Annotated in this window: 19 protein-coding genes; 8 read left to right on the plus strand and 11 right to left on the minus strand. The window is 73.4% G+C overall.

The annotated features are described in order from the left end of the window. Positions 1-27: 27 nt before the first annotated feature. The 5 genes from QI554_RS37280 to QI554_RS37300 all read right to left on the minus strand — a co-directional run bounded on the left by QI554_RS37280 (position 28) and on the right by QI554_RS37300 (position 6,638). Positions 28-1,176, minus strand: coding sequence for an acyl-CoA dehydrogenase family protein (locus QI554_RS37280; protein ID WP_281476851.1), 1,149 nt, complete (start codon positions 1,174-1,176; stop codon positions 28-30). Positions 1,177-1,223: 47 nt separating this feature from the next. Then, positions 1,224-2,414 carry an acyl-CoA dehydrogenase family protein gene (locus QI554_RS37285; RefSeq protein ID WP_281476853.1) on the minus strand — a complete coding sequence of 397 codons (1,191 nt, stop codon included), beginning with the start codon at positions 2,412-2,414 and terminating at the stop codon, positions 1,224-1,226. A 106-nt stretch (positions 2,415-2,520) separates the two neighbouring features. Then, complete coding sequence (locus QI554_RS37290) at positions 2,521-3,651, minus strand: Rv3169 family protein (protein WP_281476855.1); 1,131 nt, start codon at positions 3,649-3,651, stop codon at positions 2,521-2,523. Positions 3,652-3,743: 92 nt separating this feature from the next. Continuing rightward, entirely contained in the window at positions 3,744-5,969 is a 2,226-nt protein-coding gene (locus tag QI554_RS37295; protein ID WP_281476857.1) for an acyl-CoA dehydrogenase family protein, read from the minus strand. A gap of 168 nt (positions 5,970-6,137) precedes the next feature. Next, positions 6,138-6,638 (minus strand): pyridoxamine 5'-phosphate oxidase family protein, encoded by a 501-nt coding sequence (locus QI554_RS37300; RefSeq protein WP_281476859.1) that lies wholly within the window; start codon positions 6,636-6,638, stop codon positions 6,138-6,140. Between the two features lie 136 nt (positions 6,639-6,774). Here QI554_RS37300 and QI554_RS37305 point away from each other — a divergent pair, with 136 nt between their 5' ends. Beyond that, positions 6,775-7,590 carry an SDR family NAD(P)-dependent oxidoreductase gene (locus QI554_RS37305; RefSeq protein ID WP_281476861.1) on the plus strand — a complete coding sequence of 272 codons (816 nt, stop codon included), beginning with the start codon at positions 6,775-6,777 and terminating at the stop codon, positions 7,588-7,590. Between the two features lie 114 nt (positions 7,591-7,704). Here the strand turns inward: QI554_RS37305 and QI554_RS37310 are convergent, their stop codons facing one another. Next, on the minus strand, positions 7,705-9,243 hold the full coding sequence (locus tag QI554_RS37310; RefSeq protein ID WP_485131023.1) for an MDR family MFS transporter: 1,539 nt from the start codon (positions 9,241-9,243) through the stop codon (positions 7,705-7,707). Positions 9,244-9,382: 139 nt separating this feature from the next. On the opposite strand from QI554_RS37310, the gene QI554_RS37315 reads away from it, so the two are divergent. The 5 genes from QI554_RS37315 to QI554_RS37335 all read left to right on the plus strand — a co-directional run bounded on the left by QI554_RS37315 (position 9,383) and on the right by QI554_RS37335 (position 14,129). Then, complete coding sequence (locus QI554_RS37315; protein WP_281476863.1) at positions 9,383-9,622, plus strand: LapA family protein; 240 nt, start codon at positions 9,383-9,385, stop codon at positions 9,620-9,622. A 43-nt stretch (positions 9,623-9,665) separates the two neighbouring features. Beyond that, on the plus strand, positions 9,666-10,802 hold the full coding sequence (locus QI554_RS37320) for a hypothetical protein (protein ID WP_281476865.1): 1,137 nt from the start codon (positions 9,666-9,668) through the stop codon (positions 10,800-10,802). Positions 10,803-11,164: 362 nt separating this feature from the next. Beyond that, positions 11,165-11,950, plus strand: coding sequence for a hypothetical protein (locus QI554_RS37325; RefSeq protein WP_281476867.1), 786 nt, complete (start codon positions 11,165-11,167; stop codon positions 11,948-11,950). A gap of 235 nt (positions 11,951-12,185) precedes the next feature. Continuing rightward, the gene (bioA, locus tag QI554_RS37330; protein WP_425528123.1) at positions 12,186-13,532 is read left to right on the plus strand and encodes an adenosylmethionine--8-amino-7-oxononanoate transaminase; all 1,347 of its coding nucleotides are present in this window, start codon (positions 12,186-12,188) and stop codon (positions 13,530-13,532) included. Positions 13,533-13,610: 78 nt separating this feature from the next. After that, entirely contained in the window at positions 13,611-14,129 is a 519-nt protein-coding gene (locus QI554_RS37335) for a hypothetical protein (RefSeq protein WP_281476869.1), read from the plus strand. A 166-nt stretch (positions 14,130-14,295) separates the two neighbouring features. Here QI554_RS37335 and der read toward each other — a convergent pair whose 3' ends face one another. From der to QI554_RS37355, 4 genes are all read right to left on the minus strand, one after another. Further along, complete coding sequence (gene der / locus QI554_RS37340; RefSeq protein WP_281476871.1) at positions 14,296-15,774, minus strand: ribosome biogenesis GTPase Der; 1,479 nt, start codon at positions 15,772-15,774, stop codon at positions 14,296-14,298. Between the two features lie 30 nt (positions 15,775-15,804). Then, complete coding sequence (locus QI554_RS37345; protein ID WP_281476873.1) at positions 15,805-16,560, minus strand: lysophospholipid acyltransferase family protein; 756 nt, start codon at positions 16,558-16,560, stop codon at positions 15,805-15,807. Then, entirely contained in the window at positions 16,557-17,279 is a 723-nt protein-coding gene (gene cmk, locus QI554_RS37350) for a (d)CMP kinase (RefSeq protein ID WP_281476875.1), read from the minus strand. Before cmk ends, QI554_RS37345 begins: the two co-directional genes overlap by 4 nt. 117 nt (positions 17,280-17,396) lie before the next feature. Next, positions 17,397-18,884: an MFS transporter gene (locus tag QI554_RS37355; protein ID WP_281476877.1), complete on the minus strand. Its 1,488-nt coding sequence runs from the start codon at positions 18,882-18,884 to the stop codon at positions 17,397-17,399. Positions 18,885-19,032: 148 nt separating this feature from the next. Here QI554_RS37355 and QI554_RS37360 point away from each other — a divergent pair, with 148 nt between their 5' ends. After that, positions 19,033-19,689 (plus strand): TetR/AcrR family transcriptional regulator, encoded by a 657-nt coding sequence (locus tag QI554_RS37360; protein WP_281476879.1) that lies wholly within the window; start codon positions 19,033-19,035, stop codon positions 19,687-19,689. Between the two features lie 187 nt (positions 19,690-19,876). Then, on the plus strand, positions 19,877-21,262 hold the full coding sequence (locus QI554_RS37365; protein WP_281476881.1) for an FAD-binding oxidoreductase: 1,386 nt from the start codon (positions 19,877-19,879) through the stop codon (positions 21,260-21,262). Positions 21,263-21,272: 10 nt separating this feature from the next. Here QI554_RS37365 and QI554_RS37370 read toward each other — a convergent pair whose 3' ends face one another. Next, complete coding sequence (locus QI554_RS37370) at positions 21,273-25,022, minus strand: helicase-associated domain-containing protein (RefSeq protein ID WP_281476882.1); 3,750 nt, start codon at positions 25,020-25,022, stop codon at positions 21,273-21,275. Positions 25,023-25,099: the final 77 nt, after the last annotated feature.

Consider the following 25,099-nt stretch of genomic DNA (forward strand, 5'->3'; position numbering starts at 1 on the left):
AGCGCCCGGCGGCCGGTGTGCCGGGGATCAGACGTACTCCCCCGCGGGGCGCGCCGCGAAGCCGGCACCGATGCGCAGGGCCTGCTCGTTGGCGCCGCCGAGCGAGAACTCGATCTGCTTGGCGTGCACGAAGTAGCGGTGCACGAAGTGCTCTTCGGCGATGCCCATGCCGCCGTGGACGTGGACGACCGCGTGCGCGACGCGGTGTCCGGCCTCGGACGCCCAGAACTTCGCGGTGGCGACCGCCTCGGACGCGTCGATGCCGGCGCCGACCTGCCAGGCGGCCTGCCACGTGGTGAGCCGGATCGCCTCGACGTCGATGTAGCAGTCCGCGAGCCGGTGGCCGACCGCCTGGAACGAGCCGACCGGGCGCTTGAACTGCACGCGGGTGGTCGTGTACGCGGCGGCCTCGCGCATGGCGCGCTCGCACACGCCCAGCTGCAGCGCGCACAGCGCGAGCGTGGCGCGGTCGCGGAGCCACACCGCGACGGCGCTGTCGACGGCGCCGCCCAGCAGCGCGTCGTCGCCGACGAGCACGCCGTCCAGCACCAGTTCGCCGGCGATCTCCTTGGCGGTGGTCTGCTGCGGCGTGACGGTGACGCCGGCCGCGGCGGGGTCGACCAGGAAGATCCCGACGCCGTCCGGGGTGGCGGCCGGGACCAGGATGACGTCCGCGACGGTGGCGACCGGCACGCCGGTCTTCTGGCCGGTGAGCCGCCAGCCGCCGTCGGCGCGTTCGGCGGTGGTCAGGCGCGGGGCGGCGGCGTCCCGGACGAGGCGCTCGGCGAGCGCCGCGGTGAGGATCTTCTCGCCGGAGACGGCGCCGGGCAGCCATGCGGCCTTCTGCTCGGCGGTGCCGTGCTCGGCGATCGCGGCCGCGGCGACCGCGATCGACGGGTAGACGGGCACGGGGGCGAGCGTGCTGCCGACCTGCTCGAGGACGAGCACCTGCTCGAGGACGCCGAGGCCCGAGCCGCCGAACTCCTCGGGCAGCGAGATGCCCAGGATGTTGGCCTTGGCCAGCTCCTGCCACAGGTCGCGGTCGAAGCGCGGCGCGCCCTCGCCGGTGACCTTCGCCTCGAGCGCGGTCAGCGTCTCGTGCTTGACCCGCTCGCCGAGGATCTGCTGGACGAGACCCACCAGCTCCTGCTGCTCTTCGGTGTACGCGAAGTCCATTTCGAAATCCCTCAGTTCTCGCGTGGACGGATGGCGGTGGGCGGGGGTCAGCGCGGCGGGCGCGGCATGCGCAGCCCGAACATGGCGATCATGTCGCGCTGGATCTCGTTGGTGCCGCCGCCGAAGGTGAGGATCAGCGCCGAGCGGTACATCTTCTCGATGCGGCCGCGCAGGACGACGCCGGGCGCGTCGGGCGTCAGGTACGCGTCCTCGCCGAAGCACTCCATGAGCAGCCGGTAGGCCTCGGTGGAGAACTCGGTGCCGAAGATCTTGGTGGCGGACGCGTCCGCCGGGCCGACCTTCTTGCCGTGGTCGACCGCCCACGCGATCTTCCAGTTGATGAGCTTGAGGTACTCGACCTTGGCCTGGACGCGGCCGAGGTTGAGCTGCACCTGCTCCTGGTCGATGACGCGGCTGCCGTCGGGCAGCAGCGTCGACTCGGCCCAGCGGCGGGTCTCGTGCAGCGCCAGCTGGACGCCGGCCGCCGAACACAGCGCCACGCGCTCGCGGTTGAGCTGGCCGGTCATCAGCGCCCAGCCGCCGTCGACCTCGCCGACCACCGCGGACGCGGGGACGCGCATGTCCTCGAAGGTCAGCTGGCTGACGGTCTGTCCGCCGAGCGTCTTGACCTCGCTCCACGACAGGCCGGGGGTGTCCGTCGGCACCAGGAAGATGGTGAGGCCCTGGTGCGCCTTGACGTCCGGGTTGGTGCGCGCGGCGAGCCACACGTAGTCGGCGACGTGGATGAGCGAGATCCACATCTTCGAGCCGTTGACCACGAACTCGTCGCCGTCGCGCACCGCGCGGGTGCGCAGGTGGGCGAGGTCGGTGCCCGCCTCGGGCTCGGAGTAGCCGATGGAGAAGTGCATCTCGCCGGAGAGGATCTTCGGGAGGAAGAAGTCCCGCTGCTCCTGCGTGCCGTACTCCATCAGCGTCGGGCCGACGGTGTTGATGGTGAGGAACGGCACGGCGGCGCCGGCGAGGGTGGCCTCGTCGGTGAAGATGAGCTGCTCCATCATGGAGCGGTCCTGGCCGCCGTACTCCTTGGGCCAGCCGATGCCGAGCCAGCCGTCCTTGCCCATCCGGTTGGCGATCTTCCAGTACGCGCCGTCCCGGCCGGCGAGCGTGGTCTCGCCCGCGGCCTGCTGTTCGCGGACCTCGGGCGTCATGATCCCGGCGAAGTACTCGCGGAGTTCCCGGCGCAGTTCTTCCTGCTCGGGGGTGTAGGCGATGTGCACGGTTACCTCCCGGGACCCCGGGGTCCCTCGTGGATGTTCGTGGTGCGTGGACGGTGCGGCGGACGGTTCGCCGGGCGGTGCGGCGGACCGGTGGGCTCAGGGCGCGTCAGGGCGCGACGGCGAGGAAGTCGGCGAAGCCGGAGGGGTCGTGGCGGCCGAGGACGCCGTGTTCGAACAGCCCCCAGCCCTCGGCGCCGTCGCAGGTGGCGCGGGCGACGTGGTCGAGCAGGCTGAACTTGGCGCGTCCGGCGGCGGCTTCGTCCTCGGCGAGGTCGACGACGACGGACTCGGCCCAGTCGCGGCCGCGCCACTGGCCGTGCGTCCAGGTCGGGTCCATGCCGTAGCCGGGGCCGCAGTTGAGCGCGATGTGGCCGAGCGGTTCGACGTCGACGACGACGGGCTTGCCGGACAGGTCCTTCATGCGGAGCGTGGCGCGCACGGGCATGCGGGTGCCGGACGCGTACTCGATGTCGAACTCGGGCCAGCCGAGCTGCTCGGGGCGGCGGCCGGTCTCCGCGGGCCACACGCGGGTGGCCTGGTTGAGGGTGCGGGTGCCGTCGGGCTCCTCCTGCACGATGACGACGATCGCGAAGTCGTCGAAGCGCAGCGGCACGTACGTCCACCACATGCCGCCGGACGGGTCGCGCTCGGCGGCGGCGCGCCCGCCCGGCTCGGCCTCGCCGCTGGGGCGGATGCCCCACGAGCGGTCGCGGGAGCCGACCCAGGTGTCGGGGGTGACGGTGTACTCGGTGCCCTCGACGACGAGGGTGCCCTCCCAGGTGCCGAGCTGCGCGAAGCGCTGCGCGTCGAGGATGACGCGGCCGTCGCGGCGCAGGACGTGCGGCTCCTCGTCGATCGCGGGGAAGCTGCCGCGCCACGTGAGGTCCATGGCGATCCCGTGCTCGGCGGTCTCGCTGACCACGCGCAGCTCGTTGAGCGGCTCCTTGACCTCGATGCGGTAGCCGCCGACGGCCGGGTTGAGCCGGTCGTCGGTGGCCGCGTCGAACGCGTCGGACAGCCGGACGGTGGTGTGCCGGCTGCCGCGGCCGACGGTGACGAACGCGTCCTTGACGCCGAGGTTCGGGTAGACCCCGAAGCCGGTGATCAGGAAGACGTCGCCGGTGCGGTCGTGGCCGTTGAAGTAGTAGCGGTCGTAGAAGTTGCGGTCGCTGCTGGCCACGCGCGCGATGGACAGCGGGGTCTGGTGGACCGGGAACTCGTCGAGCGGGGCGGGCATGCGCGTCCTTTCGCCGGCCGGTGCCGGATCTCTGGCTCGGTCGCCGGGCTGCCTGTTGACGGTGTTGTCAGCCGCCTCGCGGCGGCGCGGTGTCACCCGCGGGGCAGTCCGAGGATGCGTTCGGCGACCACGTTGAGCTGGATCTCGCGGGTGCCGCCGCCGAGCAGCACCGCGGGGATGGACAGGTAGGCGGTGACGAGTTCCTCCGCGGCGCCCTCGGCGGCCAGGCCGGCCTCGGCGGCGCGGTCCAGGCGCGCGGTGACGACGGCGCGCTGGTGCTCGGTGACGGCGAGCTTGAGGACGCTGGACGCGGCGCCCGGGTTGAGCCCGGACAGCTGCTGGAGGGTGGAGCGCAGGGTGAGGGCGCGCAGCGCCCAGTTCTCGGCGGCGAACGCGCCGAGCCGGCCGAGCGTGGCGGCCGGGACGGCGGCGGCTCCGCCGGTGCCGGCCGCGGCTCCGATGTCGCGGAGCAGCTTGCCGTACGCGGCCATGCCGGGTCCGCCGGCGATCATGACGCGCTCGTTGGCGAGCGTGGTGCGGGTGATGGCCCAGCCGCCGTTGACGTCGCCGACGACCATGTCGTCGGGCACGAACACGTCCGCGAGGAAGACCTCGTTGAACTCGGACTGGCCGTTGGTCTGCTTGAGCGGCCGCACGTCGATGCCGGAGGTGCTCATGTCGACGATGAAGTAGGTGATGCCCTTGTGCTTGGGCACGTCCTGGTCGGTGCGGGCGAGGCAGATGCCGAAGTGGGCTTCGTGGGCCTTGGAGTTCCACACCTTCTGGCCGCTGATGCGCCAGCCGCCGTCGACCTTCTCGGCGCGGGTGCTGAGCGAGGCGAGGTCGGAGCCGGCGCCGGGCTCGCTGAACAGCTGGCACCACACGATGTCGCCGCGCAGGGTGGCGGGGACGAAGCGGTCCTTCTGCGCGTCGGTGCCGTGCGCCATGATCGTCGGGAGCGCGAACTCGCCGATGATGGTGGAGGGCTGGGTCAGCCCCGCGGCGGCGAACTCCTGCTGGATGACGATCTGCCGGGCCGGGTCGGCGCCGACGCCGTACGGCTTGGGGTAGTGCGGGGAGACGTAGCCGCACTCGTCGGCGAGGAAGTGCCGGCGGGCGGGCTCGTCGAGTTCGGCGGCGCGCGCGAGGTTCGCGGCGACCTCGGCGCGGAAGGCGTCGAGGGAGCCGTCGAGTTCGAGGTCGAAGCGGCGCTCGGGGCCGCCGGACAGGCTCTCCAGCGCGCGGCGGCCGAGCAGTTCGGCCCAGGTGCCGGCGGGGCCGAGGAGCTGGCCGAGGAACACGGCGCGGCGCCAGTAGAAGTTGATGTCGTGTTCCCACGTGAAGCCGATGCCGCCGAGCATCGTGATGCAGTCGAGGGCGATCTCGCGGGCGGCCGGGAGGCAGGTGACGGCGGCTTCGGCGGCGGCGAGTTCGAGCTGGGCCTCGGCGCCGGGGCCGGTCTCGTCGGCGGCGCGGGCGGCGTCCCACGCGGCGGCGGTCATCACCTGGAGGCGGGTGAAGAGGTTGGCGGCCTTGTGCTTGACGGCCTGGAACGAGCCGACGGCACGGCCGAACTGCTCGCGGATCTTGACGTACTCGACGGCGGTCTCGAAGCACCAGCGGGCGACGCCGACGGCTTCCGCGGAGGCGAGGACGGCGGCCAGGCGGCGCACCTTCTCGGTGTCGACGCCGGTGAGCACCTGCGCGGAGGCGACCTCGAGGGCGTGCGCCTTGACGCGGCCGGCGCCGCGGGCGAGGTCGACGCCGGTGAGCGGTTCGACGGCGACGGCGTCGGTCTCCGCGGGGGTGACGACGAACCACAGTTCGCGGGACCCGTCGCGGGCGCCGAGCAGCAGGTGGCGGGCGTTCGCGGCGCCGGGCACCGGGCCGGTCGCGCCGTTGACCTCCCAGCCGGCGGCGGTCGCGTGCGCGGTCAGTCCGGCGGTGACGGCGACGGCGCCGGTGGCCCCCTCGGCGAAGGCCGGCAGCAGCGCCTTGCCGGCCTCGGGTCCGGCGTAGCGGGCGAGGACCGCGCTGGTGACCACCGTGGGCAGCAGCGGCCCGGGGAGCAGCGCGCGCCCGGACTCCTCCAGGGCGACGGCGAGGTCGAGGAGGCCGGCTCCGGCGCCGTCGAACTCCTCGGGGAGGTGCACGGCGGGCACGCCCTCGGCCACCAGCGCGTCCCAGAACGCGGGGACGCTGCCCGCCGACAGTGCGTCCAGGTCGGCGCGGGTCGCCTCGACGGGTGCGTGGCGGCGCGCGAATCCGGCGACGGAGTCGGCGAACGTGCGGTGTTCCGGGGTGTATCCGATGGGCACTGGGTTCCCCTATCTGTACGGGCTCCGGGCGGGAGGGGCCGGGCCCGCCGATCCTGATGACCCGACAATATCCTTGTCAAGGTCAAAGGAAAAGACAGGAGTCCTTAGCTTTTCGCGCGATGGGGCGGGCCCGAGGCGGGACACCGGGGCCCGCCCCGTCTCACCCGCCTACTGCTGCGGGGGACGCGTGGACGGCAGGCCGAGCTTGCGGTGGTCCCACGTGACGATCTTCTTCGGCGTGACCTTGATGACCACGCGCTTGTTGAGCATCATCTCGACCGCCGGGCGCAGGGCCTCGGTGTACGGCATCGAGTAGCGGCTGAAGACGCTGACGCCCAGCTCCCAGATGCGGTCCGGGTCCTCGACGATCTCCGCGGTGCCGACGATCGACACGCCGCGCAGCTCCTCGTAGTAGTCGCCCTCCTCGACCAGCAGCGTGATGTTCGGGTTGCGGCGCAGGTTCAGGATCTTCTGGGCCTTGGCCTTGCTCTCCAGGCCGATCTCGCCCTCGAGGAACCCGTACCACATGCCGATGGAGTGGATGCTGCCGTCGGCGTTGAGCGTCGACATGGTCATCGAGTGGCGCTCGTTGAGGAACGCCTCGACCTCCTCGTCGGTCATGCGCACCTTGTCGCGCTGCTTGACGCCGTGGCCCATCTGCTCGCCCATGCCGGCCCCTCACCCTTCGGAAATGTCATTGCTTCAGTCAAACAATGCCACAGCCTGCACCGTGCGCCCGGCGTGCGACAAGCCCCGGGCCGCGCACCCCCTTGCTCCTTGACGTTCCGTCAGATAGTCCTGACGCATGACGCGCACCGACGACACCGAAGTCCCCGACTACCCCGGGCGCCTGCGCCTCGACGGCAAGGGCGTCGTCGTCCTCGGCGCGGGGCAGGGCATCGGGCGCCAGGCCACGCACGCCCTCGCGCAGGCCGGCGCGAAGGTCCTCGCCGTCGACCTCGACCCCGACCTCGCCGACGACGTCGCCAAGGAGGTCGACGGCCACGCCTGGGCCGGCGACGCCACCTCCCGCGAAGCCGTCGCCGAGCTGTGGCGCACCGCCGAGGAGCGGCTCGGCCGCGTCCACGCCCTCGTCGACATCATCGGCATGAGCAAGTACCAGGACCTGCTGTCGGTCACCGACGAGGACTGGGACTGGCACCAGAACGTCGTGCTGCGCCACGCGCTGCTCGCGCTGCAGTACGGCGGCGCCCACATGGCCCGCAACGGCGGCGGCGCCATCACGTTCGTCGCGTCCGTCTCCGGGCTGACCGGCGCGCCCATGCACGCCGCGTACGGCGCCGCCAAGGCCGCCCTGATGTCGCTGGTGCGCTCGGCGTCCGTCGAGCTCGGCCCGTCCGGCGTCCGCGTGAACGCGGTCGCCCCCGGCGTCGTGTGGACCCCGCGCGTCTCCGCCTACCTCGGCGACCCGGGCCGCGCCGCCAACGCCGCCAACGCGCCGCTGCGCGACGTCGCGCGGCCCGCCGACATCGCGGGGCCGCTGCTGTTCCTCACCGGCGACCTGTCCCGCTACGTCTCCGGCCAGGTCCTGACCGTCGACGGCGGCGTCGGCGTGAAGTTCCCGTACCCGCTCCCCGACATGGAGGCGGCCCCGCACTGAGCCCCAGGAGACGCGGGGCGGGGCGCGGCGACGACCACGCCGGACGCCGTCGCGTTCGGGCCCGCCCGACCGCGTGGGGGCTTGCGGCCGGGCGGGGGTCTGCGGGGCGCGCGGTCAGCGCGCGACGGGGGCGTCCGCGGCGGCCTCGGCGGGCCGGGGCGCGGCCGCGACGACCTGCTTGGCGGTCTGGAGCGGCTTCTCCTTGATCAGCAGCACGCACAACAGGGCCATCAGCCCGAACGGCGCGGCGACCAGGAAGATGTCGCCGATCGCGTGGCCGTAGGCGCCCTCGACGACCTCGCGCACGCCCGGCGGGAGGTGGCGGGCGTCGGGGATGCCGCCGCTGCCGTCCCGGCCGCCGCCGAGGCCGCCCTCGGCCAGGTAGTCCTTCACGCGGTGCGCCATCACCGCGCCGAGGACGGACACGCCGACCGCGCCGCCGAGGCTGCGGAAGAACGCCACGGTGGAGCTGGCCGCGCCGAGCTCCCTCGCCGGGACGGCGTTCTGCACGGCGAGGATCAGGTTCTGCTGGAGCGCGCCGACGCCCACGCCGACCAGGAACATGAACGCGGACAGCACGATCAGGTTCGTGTCGAAGCGGGTCGTGCCCATGAGCACGAGCCCGACGGTGAGCGCGACCGCGCCCGCGACGAGGTAGCGCTTCCAGCGCCCGGTCGCGGTGATCGCCCGGCCGACGAGGGTCGAGGTGATCGCGAGGCCGAGGATGAGCGGCATCGTCATCAGGCCGGACACCGTCGGGGACTTGCCGCGCGCGATCTGGAAGTACTGGCTGAGGAACGTCGTCGAGCCCAGCATGACGAGCCCGACCGCGAGGCTGCCCAGCACCGCCAGCACGATGGTGCGGTCGCGGAACAGCCACATGGGGATGACCGGTTCGGCGGCGCGCCCCTCGACGAGGACGGCGAGCGCGAGCAGCAGCGCGGCGCCGCCGGTGAGCACCGCGGTCTGCCACGACATCCACGCGTACTTGTCGCCGGCCAGCGTGACCCAGACCAGCAGCAGCGCGACACCGCCGCTGATGAGCGTCGCCCCCGCGTAGTCGATCTTGACGTCGGCGCGCTTCACAACCGGGAGGTCGAGGGTCTTCTGCAGGATGACCAGCGCCGCGACGGCGAACGGCACGCCGACGTAGAAGCAGCCGCGCCAGCCGAGCCCCGGGGTGTCGACGATGACGCCGCCGATCAGCGGGCCCGCGACGGTGGCCAGGGCGTAGGTGACGCCGAGGTAGCCGCTGTAGCGGCCGCGTTCGCGCGGCGGGATCATCGCCGCCATGATCACCTGCGCGAGGGCGGTGAGACCGCCGACGCCGATGCCCTGCACGACGCGGCAGGCGATCAGCATCCCGGCGCTCTGGGCGAGCCCGGCGAGCATCGACCCGGTCACATAGATGACGAGCGACAGCTGGACGAGCAGCTTCTTGCTGAACAGGTCGGAGAGCTTGCCCCAGATGGGCGTGGTGCAGGTCATCGCGAGCAGCGTCGCGGTGACCACCCAGGTGTAGGCCGACTGGCCGCCGCCGAGGTCCGCAATGATGCGCGGCAGCGCGTTGCTCGTGATCGTCGACGACAGGATCGCCACGAACATGCCGAGCAGCAGCCCGGACAGCGCCTCCATGATCTTGCGGTGGCTCATCGGTTCACCCATGGAGAAGAATGTACGACACATTAGTTGCGCTAGGCAACTTTAACGATCCTTGGCATTCGCGTGCTTTCACGGAGATGCCGTAACGCGGCGCGCCGCGCGCCGGGCCGGCGCGTCCTAACCTGAAAACATGTCAAACACCAGCAAGAGCGGAGGAAGCGGCGGTTTCCTCTCGCAGATCAGCAACACGACCTGGATCGCGATCGCCGTCGGGATCCTGACCCTGTGGTTCGTGCTGGCCAACACCGGCTCGGCGTCGGTCCGCTTCTGGATCCCGACCGTCGAGGCGCCGATGTGGATCGTGCTCATCGGCACGTTCGCGGTCGGCGCGTTCACCGGATGGATGATCAGCAGGCGCCGCGAACGCTGACGGCTCCAGCCGCAGCCGATCCGGCCGATTAAGCTTCCGGCTTGTGTCCAGGCAGCCCCGGCCCCATCGGCCCCTCCGCGCGTTCCGGGCCACGGCCGCGGCGCTCGCCGCCGCCGCGCTGCTCGGCGCGTGCGGCGTCGGCGGCACGACGAAGGCCGAGGCGCCGCCCGCCAGCGTGTGCGCCGGAATGCTGCCCACCTCCGACGTGACCGCGCTGCTGCCCCCCGGCAGCCCCGTCGTCCGCGAGGAACAGAAGCCGCTCCCCAAGTACCCGCTGCTGCGCTGCGAGGTCAGCTCCGGCGGCGCCACCTTCGTCGGCTCGGTCAACCTGCCGAACATGGCCGGCTCGGAGCTCGTCCAGCTGGCCGGCTCCACCGGCGCGGCCTCCGCCCCGCTCAGCGGCCGCGGCCTGGTCGGCATGGCCGGCCCCGACGACGCCTGGGTCACCCCCGACTGCGTGCTCGGCTTCACCGACGAGAACGGCAAGCCCGCCAAGGTGCCCGTGATCGTCCGCGCCCGCCTGCTCGGCGCGTCCAACAGCGACCACCGCGACGAGCTCGCCCGGCTCGTCGCGCGCCTCGCCGCCCAGATGAACACCCGTGCCGAGTGCGAGATGGATCCCGCGCCCGGCGACCCCGACCCGGTGGTGCGCGCGCAGGCCCCCCAGCCGCTGAGCGACCAGCCGGTGTGCGGCCTCGTCGACCCGGCGGCGCTCGGCGCGGTCGCGCAGGGCACGCAGCGCGGACGGTGGAGCGCCGCGCGGACGCCGGTGCCGCACGCCTACGTGGAGACGTGCGACCTGTACCTCGACGGTGTGCGCGCGTTCTCCTTCACCGTGGCGCACGGCTACGTCGCGCCGTCCGCCGAGATCCCCGGCGAACGGCCGCGGCTGACCGAACGCCTGCCGGTGGCGCCGGAGGTCACTCCCCCGCCGCCGCGCGGCAGCCGCGTCGCGACCGCGATGCCGCCCGGCACCGTGATCGCCGCGGTCAACGGCACCCAGCCGGCCGTGAACGGCCCCGCGTGCAACGACGCCTACCGGCTCGCCCGGCACGACGGGCTGCCGGCCGCCGCGTGGAACGTGCCGACCGAGCAGCTCTTCCACGCGTTCGTGAACGGCGCGGTCGCGGCGGGCATCGGATGCGCGCCCGCCCCCGACGCGGCGTGGAAGACCGGCTGAGGCCACGCCGGAGCGGCCTCGGGCCAGCGGCCCGTACGTGTTGTCGGCCTCGCCGATGGCGCGTCCGAGCGGGTGACGGAACACCGTGTGCTCTCGCGAAACGCTGTTCCGCGCCTGCGGATCCGGCGGCCCGGCCGCGGATCGCGCGCTCCTGCGGCCGGCGCGCGCCACGGCCCCGGGTCGAACACATGTCGGGCGAAACAGTCGGCCAAACCCGAAATCCCCCGTACGGAGCACGACACGCCCGGGCCGGTTCCGCTCATACGAGTGACGTTCCCTGGCATCGTCTGTCACCCAACGTGACGGACCGGTAACGTCGCGCGGCGACATCTCTCCCTATCACCCGCAGCGAGGAGCCACCCGTGTCACGTTTGCTGGACGTCAGCCCCGAGGTACGCGCCGAGATCGGCGACGACGAGGCCTTCCGCCTGGTGTCCGGGGAGACCGGACCGCAGACGTACGCGTGCGCCTCGTGCCGGGGCGGCGGCGACACCACCGTCGAGGAGACCAGCGCGCTGCTGTACCTGGCGCAGGAGACGGCCGTCCTCGCGTTCGCGCACGCCCGCTGCATCCCGTCGCAGGTCATCCCCGTGTCGGACGCCGCGGTCGAGCCGCTGATCGCCGCGCAGCAGGGCGACCCGACCAACGTCCCCACGCCGACCGTGATCCCGGGCGGCCCGGTGCCGATCTCGATCACCGGCAGCATGATGGTGTGCGACGGCATCACCTACGCCGCGCTGGTCGTCGAGCCGGGCGCCGCGGTGTCCCGTCCGGGGACGCAGGGCGCGCGCGACGAGTTCCTGTCGCTGCTGGCCGAGCGCGGGTTCAGCCCGATCGCGACGCCGGACATGACGCTGCCGCCGCTGCTGAGCGGCTGGTCCGTCGCACTCGACGGCGGCTTCCTCACGGCGGTTCTCTTCCCGGGCATGAGCGGCCGCACCGAGGCGTGGTGGCAGGCCCAGGTCCCCGCCGAGGTTCCGGAGGCCTGGCTGATGGCCGCGCGGGCCAACGGCGTCGTGCTGCTGTTCGCCGCGCCGGTCGGCACGATCGGCATCCACACCGGCAACGACGAGCTGGGCGCCGCGCTGCGCGAGGCCGGCCGCCGCGGCCTGCTGGTGGCCGGCTCAGTCCCGCTGACCGGGGTGTAACCAGGACCACACCACACGTGTTGCGGGGAGCGTGCGCCGGGTGAGGCGCACGCTCCCGCGTGTTTGTGCGACGGGGCCTCGCCCGGGCGTGCGTTCCGCGCATCGCCCGCCGCCGCTCGCCATGTGCGCAGGTCAGGGCCGCGCGTGACCGACCCCATATCCTTCCCGCCCCACGCCGCGCTGCGCGGGCGCGGGTGACGCGGGCGCTGATCGGCCGGCTGCTAGCGTCGGTCCGATGAACGGTGACACCTCCCCCATGTCCCTGTCCCCCGTCGCGGCCGCCCGCCGGTACGACGGCGACGAGCTCGTGGCGTACGACCGTCAGCACCTGTGGCACCCCTACGCGGGCTCGCTCGGCGACGCCCCCCTGTTCCCGGTGGTGTCGGCGGAGGGGGTGCGGCTACGGCTCGCGGACGGCCGTGAGCTGGTGGACGGCATGGCGTCGTGGTGGTCGGCGATCCACGGCTACAACCACCCGGTCCTCAACGCCGCGGTGCGTTCGCAGGTCGACCGCATGGCGCACGTCATGTTCGGCGGCCTCACGCATCCGCCCGCCGTCGAACTGGCCCGCCGACTCGTCGAGTTGACGCCGGAGCCGCTGCAGCGGGTGTTCCTGGCCGACTCGGGCTCGGTGTCGGTCGAGGTCGCGTTGAAGATGGCGCTGCAGTTCCAGCAGGCGCGCGGGCAGCGCGGCCGCACGCGCCTGGTGACGGTGCGCGGCGGCTACCACGGCGACACGTTCGGGGCCATGTCGGTGTGCGACCCGGTCGGCGGCATGCACCAGTTGTGGTCGGGCGTGCTTCCCGAGCACCTGTTCGCGCCACTGCCCCCGGCCGGTTTCACCAAGCCGCTTGCGGACGCCGACACGGCCGACCTCGCGGAGCTGCTGGCCAAGCACCGCGACGAGGTGGCCGCGGTCGTCCTGGAGCCCGTCGTGCAGGGCGCGGGCGGCATGCGCTTCTACCCGCCGGCCTACCTGCGCCGGGTGCGGGAGCTGTGCGACGAGTTCGGCGTGCTGCTGATCGCGGACGAGATCGCCACGGGCTTCGGCCGCAGCGGCGAGCTGTTCGCGTGCGACCACGCGGGGATCGCCCCGGACATCATGTGCCTGGGCAAGGCGCTGACCGGCGGCTACATGACGATGGCCGCGACGCTGTGCACGGAGGAGATCGCCGAGACGATCAGCCGCGCGCACGGCGCGTTCATGCACGGACCGACGTTCATGGGCAACCCACTGGCGGCCGCCGTCGCGACGGCGAGCGTCGACCTGCTCGTCTCGGGCCCGTGGCGGGAGCGCGTCGCCGGGCTCGCGGAGGGCCTGGAGGCGGGCCTGGCACCCGCCCGCGGACTGCCCGGCGTCGCGGACGTGCGCGTGCTCGGCGCGATCGGCGTCATCGAGCTGGACGACCCGGTCGACATGGCCGTCGTGCAGCCGGCGTTCGTCGAACGCGGGGTGTGGGTGCGGCCGTTCGGCAAGCTCCTCTACGTCATGCCGCCGTACGTGATGACCGCCGAGGACCTGGCGACCGTGACGTCCGCAATGGTGGACGTCGTCGCGAACGTCCACGTCCCGCGCGGCTGACCGCGCTTTCGGGTCAAATTTCCGGCTTGACGGGGTAATAGGGCGCATCGCTGCGGAGGGTCCGTCGTTGGACCATTCGTGTACAGCTTCGACGACTCCGTCCACCCCAACGCCCCCGGCACGCGGCCCGCTCTGAGCGGAGGCTCGGCCACACCGATCTTCGACAAGCTGATGGAGGAGTGGCAGCGGATGTTCCGGGCGGTGCCCGGGGACCGCTACGGGGAGGGCTACCAGTCCGCGTCGACCGGCATGCAGGCGGCGTACGGCCCGGCCTCCTTCGGGGTGTCCGGTCCGCTGTCGGTGCCCGCGTTCCAGCCGGGGCCGGGCGCGTACGGCGTGCCGTACGGCCCGTCGGGGTACGGCGCGTCGGGTGGGTACAACACGCCCCCGCAGCCGGCGTCGCAGGGCGCTTCGCCGCAGCAGCAGCCCGCGTACGACCAGTACGGCCGGCAGTCCGACGGCCGCGGCCCGTCGGCGGGCCGCTCGGGGCTGGCGCTGATGCCGGTGGCGGGCTACCAGGCGAACCAGGCGCCGCACGCGCAGGCGCAGGCGTCCGGCACGCCGGGCGGCCAGCAGATGCAGCACATGCCGCTGTGACCCGGCGCCCGGCCGAGCCCCCCGGCCCGCGCCCCGGCCCTGCGCCCGGCCCCGGCGACGAGCCGCCCCGGACGACGACAGGCCCGGCCCCGCGAGAGCGGAGCCGGGCCTGTCGAGCGTCTGCCTGACGGCCGCGTGCGCGGCGGCGGGCGTAGGGCGCGGGCTACTACTTGGCCTTGCGGGACCGCTTCTCGCGGACCTTCATGCGGATCTCGATCGGGGTGCCGGGGAACCCGAACTCCTCGCGCAGCCGGCGCTCGACGAACCGCCGGTAGCCCGCCTCCAGGAAGCCGGAGGTGAACAGCACGAAGCGCGGCGGCTTGGTGCCGGCCTGGGTGCCGAACAGGATGCGGGGCTGCTTGCCGCCGCGCACGGGGTGCGGGTGGGCGGCGACGATCTGGCCGAGGAACGCGTTGAGGCGCCCGGTGGGGATGCGCTTCTCCCAGCTGTCCAGGGCGGTCTCGATCGCGGGGACGAGCTTCTCCATGTGCCGCCCGGTCTTGGCGGACACGTTGACGCGCGGCGCCCACTGGACCTGCACGAGGTCCTGCTCGATCTCGCGCTCGAGGTAGTAGCGGCGCTCCTCGTCGAGGAGGTCCCACTTGTTGTAGGCGATGACGATCGCCCGGCCGGACTCGATGGCGAGCGAGATGATGCGGGTGTCCTGCTCGGCCAGCCGCTCGCTGCCGTCGATGAGGATGACCGCGACCTCGGCCTTCTCGAGGGCGGCCGTGGTGCGCAGCGACGCGTAGAAGTCCGCGCCGTGCGTGAGGTGGACGCGCCGCCGGATGCCCGCCGTGTCGACGAACTTCCAGGTCTTGCCGCCGAGTTCGATCATCTCGTCGACAGGGTCGCGGGTGGTGCCGGCCATCGGGTCGACGACCACGCGGTTCTCGCCCGCGAGCTTGTTCAGCATCGAGGACTTGCCGACGTTGGGGCGGCCGAGCAGCGCGACGCGGCGCGGCCCGCCGACGCCCACGCCGAACCGCTGCGCGGGGGCCTCCGGCAGCACCTCGAGGACGGCGTCGAGGAGGTCGCCGCTGCCGCGGCCGTGCACGGCCGAGACGGGATACGGCATGCCGAGGCCGAGCGACCAGAGCATCGCCGCGTCGGACTCCTGGCCGAGGTTGTCGACCTTGTTGGCGGCCAGCACGACCGGCTTGCCGGAGCGGCGCAGCAGCTTGACGACGGCCTCGTCGGTGTCGGTGGCGCCGACCGTGGCGTCGACGACGAAGAGGATCGCGTCGGCGTTGTCGATGGCGAACTCGGCCTGGAGGGCGACGGACAGGTCGATGCCCGCGACGTCCTTCTCCCAGCCGCCGGTGTCGACGACGGTGAAGCGGCGGCCGTTCCAGTCGGCGTCGTACTTGACGCGGTCGCGGGTGACGCCCGGGGTGTCCTCGACGACGGCCTGGCGGCGGCCGATGATGCGGTTGACGAGCGTGGACTTGCCGACGTTGGGGCGGCCCACGACGGCGAGGACCGGCATGGCGGCGTGCGCCTCGGCCTCCTCCTCGCCGCCGCCGAGCAGGTCGCCGCCGGCGTCCACCCACTCGTCGGGGTCGAAGTCGGCCTCCCACGCGGCGGTGTCGATGAACCCCGGCGTCTCGTCGGCGGAAGCGCCGGATCCGGCGTCGTGCTGCATGGGATGCGTCCTCAGTGTTCGGTGGTGATCTCAGGCGCGGGCGTCGGCGCCGGCCGGGACCTTCGCGGCCCGGCCGGTGAGACGCTCGGCCTCGTGCAAGTGTGCGGTCAGTCGTTCGACGATGCGCTCCGACGCGTCCGTGACGGCGCGCCGGGAGCGCTTGCCGGTGTCGGGCGCGGGCAGGAACGGCTTGCCGTACACGACGTCGATCTTCGCGCGGAACGCGGGCAGCGACCCGATGGACGCGCCGCGCTCGCCGGTGCCCAGGCAGGCGACCGGCACGATCGGCGCGCCGGAGCGCATCGCGAGGTACGCGAGACCGTTGTGCACCTCGGCGAAGTCGCCCGCGCCGCGGGTGCCCTCGGGGAACACGCCGAGCGCGTTGCCCGCCTGGAGAACCTTCAGGGACGACATGATCATTCCCCGGTCGGCGCTGCCGCGGCTGACGGGGATGTGGCCGATGCCGCGCAGCACCGGGTCGAGCACGCCGGTGAACATCTCCTGCTTGATCCAGAAGTGCACGGGGCGCGGGCTGAACGCGTACAGCAGCGGGCCGTCCGCGAAGTTGGTGTGGTTGCCGGCCAGGATGACCGGGCCGCCGAGCGGCACGTGGTGGGTGCCGAGTGAGCGGATCCGCCAGAACGACCGCAGCAGCGGGACACCGATCCAGTGCGCGGCGCCGGACAGCGGCGGCTTGGTGATGTCGGCGGGCACCGGCCACCGGGGCCGGCGCGCCGGGTCCGCCGTGCCGCGCGGCGCGGGCAGCGGCGTCGTCCCCCGGCTCACCGCAGGCGGTCCTCGACGAGGCCGAGCAGGTGGGCGACGACCTGGTCGCGGTCCATCTCGGTGGTGTCGACGAGCACGCCGTCGGCGGCCATCGACAGCGGGGCGGTGACGCGTCCCGAGTCGAGGGCGTCCCGGCGGGCGAGGTCGGCCTGGGTGGCGGCGACGTCGGTGCGCGGGTCGTTGTGCTCGGCGTTGCGGCGCGCGGCGCGGGCCGCCTCTGAGGCGGTGAGGTAGACCTTGAGGGCGGCGTCGGGGGTGACGACGGTGCCGATGTCGCGGCCTTCGACGACCATGCCGCCTTCGCCGATCGCGGCGCGCTGGAGGGCGACCAGGCGGGTGCGGATCTCGGGGACCGCGCTGACCGCGCTGACCGCGGCGGTGACCTCGGGGCCGCGGATGGGGCCGGCGACGTCGACGCCGTCGACGGTGATGGTCGGCCCGGCCGGGTCGGTGCCCGACACGATGTCCGGCTTGTCGGCGGCCGCCGCGACGGCGGCGGCGTCGTGCACGTCCACGCCGTTCCCGAGCATCCACCACGTCACGGCGCGGTACATGGCGCCGGTGTCGAGGTAGCGCAGCCCGAGCGCCTGGGCGACCGCCCTGGAGACGCTGGACTTGCCGGAACCGGACGGTCCGTCGACCGCGACCACGATCGTCGCGAGCGGCGTGCGTGCTTCCACGGTCGATGACCCTTCGATGTTCTGGGGGGGGTGTCCCATCGAGGGTACCGGGAACGGGAGGGCCCGATCATCCCCGAATCCGTCGGCCGCCCCCGGGGAGGGCCCAGGGGCGGCCGGACGGGACGGTTCCGGGGGGCCGGGACGGCCCGGCAGGGGTCAGGCGCGGGCGTCGGCCGGGGTCTCGGCGGGGGTGGGGACGGCGTGGGCGGCGATGGTGCGGGTGCGGTGCCGGGGCAGGCCGACCAGGGCGACGAGGAGGACCAGGCCGCCGGCGATCGCGCCGACCACGAAGGAGGCGGTGAAGGCGCCCTCGGTGGGGACCTTGACCGGCAGTCCGGCGATGAGGTGGCTGGTGAGGAGGGAGGTGACGATCGCGCTGGCGAGCGAACTGCCGACGGAGCGGGCGATGGCGTTGACGCTGTTGGCGATGCCGGTCTGCTCGACGGGGACCTCGGCGATGATCAGCGCGGGCATCGCGGCGTAGGCGATCGCGACCGACGACTGGACGGCGACGGCCACCACGATCAGGTGCCAGCTCTTGTCGTGCGCGAACGCGACGAAGACGTACGCGACGAGGCTGATCGCGCCGGCGACGGCGAGCGCGTGGCGGCCGCCGAAGCGGCGCACCAGCAGGCCGCCGACCGGGGCCGCGATGATCGCGGACAGCGCGCCCGGCAGCAGGTACACGGTGGACGCCGACAGGACGGAGGCGGTGAAGCCGTAGCCGGCGACCCGCTCGGGCATCTGCACGAACTGCGAGACGGCGAGGAAGCCGACGAACATGTTCACGCCGACCAGCACGCCCGCGAGGTTCGTGAACGCGACGGGGCGCTTGACGAACACCTTCATGTCGACCATGGGGTCGGCGACGCGCCGCTCCACGGTGGCCCAGGCGGCGAACAGCGCCGCGGAGACGACGAACAGCCCGATCGTGCGGACCGACGTCCAGCCCCACGTGTTGCCCTGCGAGACGGGCAGCAGCAGCGTCACGAGCGCGGCGCCGAGCAGTCCGGCGCCGGCCCAGTCGATGCGGCCCTTCTGCGTGGGCTCACGGCGCGGGACGACGAACAGCACGGCGGCCGCGGCGAGCGCGGTCAGGACGAACGCGGCCCAGAACACCCGGTGGTAGTCGCCGTGGTGGTTGGTCAGCAGGCCGGTGAGCACCAGGCCGATGCCGCCGCCGATGCCGATCATGCCGGAGACCATGGCCATCGCGCCGGTGAGCTTGTTCGGCGGCAGTTCGTCGCGGAGCGCGCCGAGCGCCACGGGGAACAGGCCGCCCCACGCGCCCTGCAGGACGCGGGCGACGATCAGCAGCGGCAGCGACGTCGTCACGGCGGCGAGCAGCGATCCGGCCAGGATCATGCCGAGCGCGACGAGCAGCATGCGCTTCTTGCCGTAGAGGTCGCCGGTCTTGCCGAACAGCGGCGTCATGACGGCGGCGGCGAGCAGGTTGGCGGTCAGCACCCACGAGACGGCGCCGGCGTCGGCGTCGAGGCGGGCGCCGATGGTGCTGAGGACGGGGACGACGAGGGTCTGGAGCATCGCGCCGACCATGGCGGCGAACGACAGTGCGGCGATCAGGACGCCGCTGTGCGGGGCGCGGGTGGCGCTCGCGGGCGCTGTAGCTGCGGTGGCAGGCACGGGCGAAGTCCTTGCTTCGAGGGACGTCCGGTTGACGGCGGTACGGCAGGGATAAACTCAACTGTGTGTTGAGTATTCCCGATGATGCGTCGAGAGCGCGAATCGGGCCGACCGCGGACACCCCCGCGGAGACGGGACAATGGCGGCCATGGAGCAGCAGGAAGTGCACGAGCGGGCAGGCGGCCGCAGGCGCGGTCCGAGCAAGGGCGACCTGCGGGAACAGGCGATCCTGCGGACCGCGAGGGGGCTGCTGGCCGACAAGCCGCTGGAGCGCATCACGGTCGACGACCTGGTCTCCGGAGCCGGCATCTCCCGCCCGACTTTTTACTTCTACTTTGCGAGCAAGCAGGCTGTCTTCGAGGCCCTGCTCGACCCGGTCGGCGACGCGATCATGGACGTCGCGGACAGCTGGCTGACCAGCCCCGGCGGCAGCCGCGAGGAACTGCACGCCTCCCTCGCCGGGCTCGCCGCGCTGTGGAGCGCGCACGGCCCGCTGCTCAAGGTCGTGCTGCGCGAGGACGCCACCGGCGCGCTGCTGGAGTGCCGCGACCGCATGCTCGGCCGGCTCGCCGCCAACGCCACCGCCCGCATCGACCGCGACCGCGCCGCCGGCCTCGCCCCCGACGGCCCGCCCGCCGCCGACCTCGGCGCGCTCATGGTGCGGCTGCTCACCCAGGCGCTGTCCGACGCCATCGGGCCGTCCGGCACCGACCCCGTCCCGCCCGGCCTGCTGGACACCCTGACCGTCGTCGTCGGCCGCTCCATCTACGGGCGCACCCCGAGCGACCCGGCGCCCGCCGGCTGAACCGGACGGGCGGCCGTCCCCGGGCTGACCTCCGCCCCGAGGGGGTCTACCGTGGGAAGTGCCGCCGTGCCGAGGACGCCCCCGGACGGGTCAGGCCCGCCCGGCGCGTTCGCCGACTGCGCCCTGGCGCCCTCCGGTGCGACGGCCCCGCTCGGGGCGGCTCGGGGATCACCCGAAGGGCCACGCCATGACCACCCTCGGCCTCGACGCCGCGGCGCTCACCACGCTGCGCGGCGCATTCTCCGGCGACGTCCTGCTGCCCTCCGACCGGGGCTACGACGACGCCCGGGCCGTCTACAACGGGTCCGTGGACAAACACCCAGGCCTCATCGCGCAGTGCGCCGACACCGCCGACGTCGTCCAGGCCCTCGCCGCGGCGCGGAGCATGGGCCTGGAGGTCTCGGTGCGCGGCGGCGGGCACGGCGTCCTCGGCAACGCGCTGTCCGAGGGCGGCGTCGTCCTGGACCTGCGGCGTATGAACAAGGTCACGGTCGACCCCGACGCCCGCACCGCGAGGGTCGGCGGCGGCGCGACGATGGCCGACCTGGACACCGCCACGACCGCCCACGGCCTGGCCACCACCGGCGGCCGCGTCTCCACCACCGGCGTCGGCGGCTTCACCCTCGGCGGCGGCTCCGGCTGGCTCGAACGCAAGTACGGGCTCGCGTGCGACAACATGCTCGCCGTCGAAATGGTCACCGCCGACGGGCAGATCCTCACCGCCGACGCCGACCACGAGCCCGAACTGTTCTGGGCGCTGCACGGCGGCGGCGGCAACTTCGGCGTCGTCACCGCGTTCACGATGCGCCTCTTCCCGCTCCCGGACTTCTCCGTCGCGATGTTCCTGTACGAACCCGACGCCGGGCCCGAAGTCGCCCGCACCTACCGCGACTTCATCATGGACGCACCCGACGAGTGCGGCGGCGGCTGCATCTTCATGACCGGCCCGCCGGAGGACTTCGTGCCCCCGGAGCTGCAGGGACAGCTCGCGTGCGGCGCGCTCATCACGTACGCCGGCCCCGTCGAGGCGGTGCAGGACCTCGCCGGACCGCTGATGGCCATGGCACCCAACGGCGCCATGGTGGCGCCCGTGCCGTACCAGATGTTCCAGTCGATGCTCGACGACCCGCCCGGCATGCGGAACTACTGGTCCGCCGAATACCTCGACGGGCTCCCCGACGAGGCCATCGACCGGTTCTGCGCCCGGGCCGGCAGCATGCCGGTGCCCTCCGGCTGCCAGCACGTGGTGTTCCCGCAGGGCGGCGCCATGGCGCGCAACGCGGCCGACTACCCGATGCCGTGGCGCGCCTCGCCGTTCGCCGTCCACCCGTTCGGGCTGTGGGAGGACGCCGCCGACGACGAACGCTGCATCCAGTGGGTGCGGTCGGTACGCGCCGACATGCAGCCGTGGGCGAGCGGCAACGTCTACCTCAACTTCATCGGCGACGAGGGCCGGGACCGCCTGATCGCCGGCTTCGGAGGCCCGGACAACTACGCGCGCCTGGGCGCCGTCAAGGCGCAGTACGACCCGCAGAACGTCTTCCACCTGAACCACAACATCAAGCCCGCGTAGCCGCGGCGGATCATCCCGGGTCCTCGCCCGGCAGCACCATCCACAGCGTCTCCAGACGGAAAGGCAGCAACGCCGGACGGCCGTTCGGCGGCCGCATGTACAGGCTGTCGCCCGCCATCGCCAGGTGCGCGACCGTGCTGGTCAACGGCTCGCCGTTGTACGCCGTCGCGGCCACCCGCACGGCGCTGCCGCGGTCCAACGCGTCCGCCAGCACCAGACAGTCCTCCGGCCCCAGCAACGGCGCCGCCTCCCGCAGCCGCGCCGCCTTCGCCGGCAGCACCGGCGCCGGCCGCGCCGCCCGCTCCAGCAACTCCGCCGCCCACTCCTGCCAGTCCTTCGACAGGTCCTCCGGCATCGGCAGCGCGACGGGCCAACTCCCCTGCCGCTCCGACGACTCCGCCCGGAACTCGGCGGGCCGCTCCACCAGCGCGCTCCCCGTCTCCGTCTCCGCGGCCGGCGCGTACCCCGCCCGCCGCATCGCCGCGACCGAAGCCTCCAACGGCTCCGCCGACAACAGCACCGTCGGCGCGATCCGCCGCAACCGCAGCGCGGACAACGCCCGGTGGTGCAGCAACTCCGTGACGAGGGCCTCGTCGTCGGAATAGACCACACACGCCGCGGGCGCCGCGCGCACCCGACCGTACCGGCGGCCCACCGCGTGGATCAGGTACTCCAACGGCTGCGGCAACTCCCCGACGGCCACCTCCGCCAACTCCGCCAACAACCCGGCTGCGGTCCCCCCGGCATCCAAATGCCGCCGCACCGACGCCTCCCCGAACCGCCACACCCGCGCCCGGCCCTGCGTCTCGGCGTTCGCACACCCGTTCAACAACCGCGCCAACTCCACGGCAGGCGCCCCCGCGACAACCACCGTCAAATCCGCCTGAAACCGCGCCCGCCGCACCGCGGGAGGCAACAACTCCTCAGCGGCTGCCAACAACGCCGCCGCACTGTGCTGAACGGCGACCCCACCCCCAAGCGCCGTCAACGCCCCGTCGGCCACCAACCCCAACGCCGTCGCCTCAGCCAACGCCGCCACGGTGAACGCGACAGCGTCGAACCGCCCGCGATACGCATACTCAAGCTCCTCAGCGGCGTCGCGACAGTCGGGGCAGTCACAGGGCGCGGTGAGAGAGAGATCGGCCCCAAGCCGCAGCAGGTCGACCGACCCAGCCGCCGAATCCCCCGCAGTCGAGGGCACCTCCGACGAGCGGCCCGCACCCGACGCCCCAGCGTCGCCCCCGATGCCGGAGGCGGGGACCGAACCGGGTTCCGAAGCAACGGAATCAGCAGAGCCGGACGCCGCACGCGCGGCGTCGCGGCCGACCGACGAACCGGCCAGGTCGGACGCCGCAGCTGTGGGCCGACCTGCAGGCGTACCCGGTAGACCAGCCGCAGCAGGGGCCGCGCGCGAAGCGTGGCGGTCGACCGACGCGGAGGGGGCACCGGGCGCTGCGCCATCGCCATCGTCGGGAGCCAAGTGCGCCGAGGCCGCGATCAGAGGCGCAGCGTACTGCGCGTCGCGGCCTCCCGCCGGTGCCGACGGACCGCTGGGAGCACCTTCCGCTGCCTCAGCCTCCGTTGCCGCCCCGCGCGCAGCGTCGCGGGCGATCGGTGGGACGGCCGGATCGGGCTCCGTAGCGGTGGAGTCGCCCGAAGGCGCGCCTGTTAGGCCCGTCGCAATAGCGGCCGCGCGCGAAGCGCCGCGGGCGACCGTCGGGGAGGAGGCGGGGGGAGCTGACGCTCCGCCGTCGTCGAGGCCCGTCGGCGTCGACAAGGCGCTCGAACAGCGCTCCGCCACCCCGGTCTCCGCGTCGCCCGCCCCGCGCGCAGCGTCGCGGCCATCGGGCGGCGCGCCACGTGAACCGCCTTCGCCTGCCAAGCCCTCGCCCTGCTGTGCCGAGGGGGCACCGACCGCTGCGGCATCGTCGGCATCAACGGCCGTCGGCGCCGGCAGACCGCCGGGACCGCCCTCCACTGCCCCGGCCTCCGCGTCGCCCGCCCCGCGCGGGGCGTCGCGGTCGGCAAGCCGCAGAGCGCCTGAACCGGTTTCGTCCGCCTCTCCCTCAACGCCCTTCGCCGCAGCCGGCGCCATGTTCGAGGCACCGCGGTCAGCACGGCCTGGCAGCGTCGGGCCGGTCCGTTCGTCGGAGAGGGGGTGGCGGGCGGGGACGGGGACGGTGGCGACGAGTTCTCGGTGTGGTGGGTCCGGGGGGTGGTGGGGGTCCGGGTCGGCGACGATCTCGTCGAGGCCTTGGCGGAAGGGGGTTGGGCAGATCCAGGCCACGCAGCGGGCCAGTGCCGTGGTGTCGGTGACTGCGCGGTCGGGGTTCTGGGTTCCCAGGGTTCGGAGGAGGGCGCCGCGGGCGACGAGGGCCAGGCCGCCGTGCCGTGAGGTGCCGGAAAGCGGGGCCGGGGGGCGGGATTTCGGCGGGGTGGTGGATACCGTCTCGAGGAGCGGGCTCGCGGCGGGGGTGTGTGCGGGCGGCGTGGCCGTGGAGTTCAGGACGTCCAGCGTCGGGGCGTCCGGCATCGTCACCCAGCCTCGGACCAACGCCAGCAGCCGCGCGGCCGGTTCGTTGTCGAGCCACTCGTCGTACGTGCGGGTCGGCAGGACCTGTCCGCGTTCCTGGTCGGCGACCACCAGCCCCGCCGACTCGACGACGTGCAGCCACAGCCGTACCGCGGCCTCGTCGCAGGCCAGTTCGCGGGTCAGGCGGCGCAGCTCCCGTACGCCGACGCCGCCGCTCTTGAGCAGTTGGGGCGGGCTCACCGCGCAGGTGTGCAGCAGGCGGGTCGCCTGGTCGAGCGCGGCCGCGGCGGCCGCGGCGGAGGCCCCGAGCACCGCCGCCCGGTCGACGGGCGCGGTCGGAACGTCCGGCGGCCGCGCCTCGAACGGAACGCGGTAGTCGTCGCCGCGCAGCGCCAGCGCGACCTCGCGCGGCATCATCTCCCAGCCGTCGCCGGTCGGCAGCAGCAGGCCGCGGCGGCGCAGCCGGGCGTAGCCGTCGACGTTCGCCGGGTTCGCCGCCCGACGCCGGTAGTAGCCCCAGTCGGCGCTGGGGTCGCGGCGGATGCCGACCTCGGTCAGCTCCTCGAGCGCGGCGCGGGCCGGCGGATCGAGGCGGGACGCGACGCGCCGCACCACGTCGGGGTCGGCCAGCAGCCGCGCGGCGAGGGCCGCGTTGTCGTCCTTGCGGCCCGCCGGGAGGCCGCCCAACTCTCGGACGATGGCCTGGAGTTCCTCGGGCCGCTGGCCGAGCAGCAGGCCGTACGCGGGTGCGCCGAGCCCGAGCGGCAGCGGGAACACCGACGCCGATCCGGGGTGCAGGCGGATCCGACCGTCCTCGGGCCAGGCCAGCACGCGAGCAGTCAACGCGTCCAGTGCGGGGGCGAGTTCGTGGACCTCGGCGTGGTGCGCGCCGCCGACGAGACTGAGGAGCGCGTCGGGGTCGACGACCACAACGGGGTCGTCGTCGAGCCGCGGACCGGCCTCCCGCCCGATGCGCGCCGCACCGCCGGGTGGCCGCTCTTCAGCGACGGCCCACAGCACTTCGAGGAGCTGGAGTTCGCCGCGACTGAGGAACGAGCAGCCCAACAGGGCGGTTTCGGGGTCCGCCAGGCACACGGCGAGGTGACGCAAGGTGGTCGGCCGCGGGAACTCGGGCACCGTCGGAGTGGTGGTGACGATGTGCGCGAGGTCGGGTGCGGAGAGCGAAGCGAGGTACACCGCGAGCGAGTCGGTGGTGGACAGCGTCACCCGTCCAGACTGCCAGAAGCCCCGGAGGGGTTGGCAGTTTCGGCGGGGTGGCGCAGGGGTGGCGCTCTGCGAAACGG

The sequence above is a fragment of the Yinghuangia seranimata genome (assembly GCF_029953285.1).
In the GTDB taxonomy this organism is placed as follows: domain Bacteria; phylum Actinomycetota; class Actinomycetes; order Streptomycetales; family Streptomycetaceae; genus Yinghuangia; species Yinghuangia seranimata.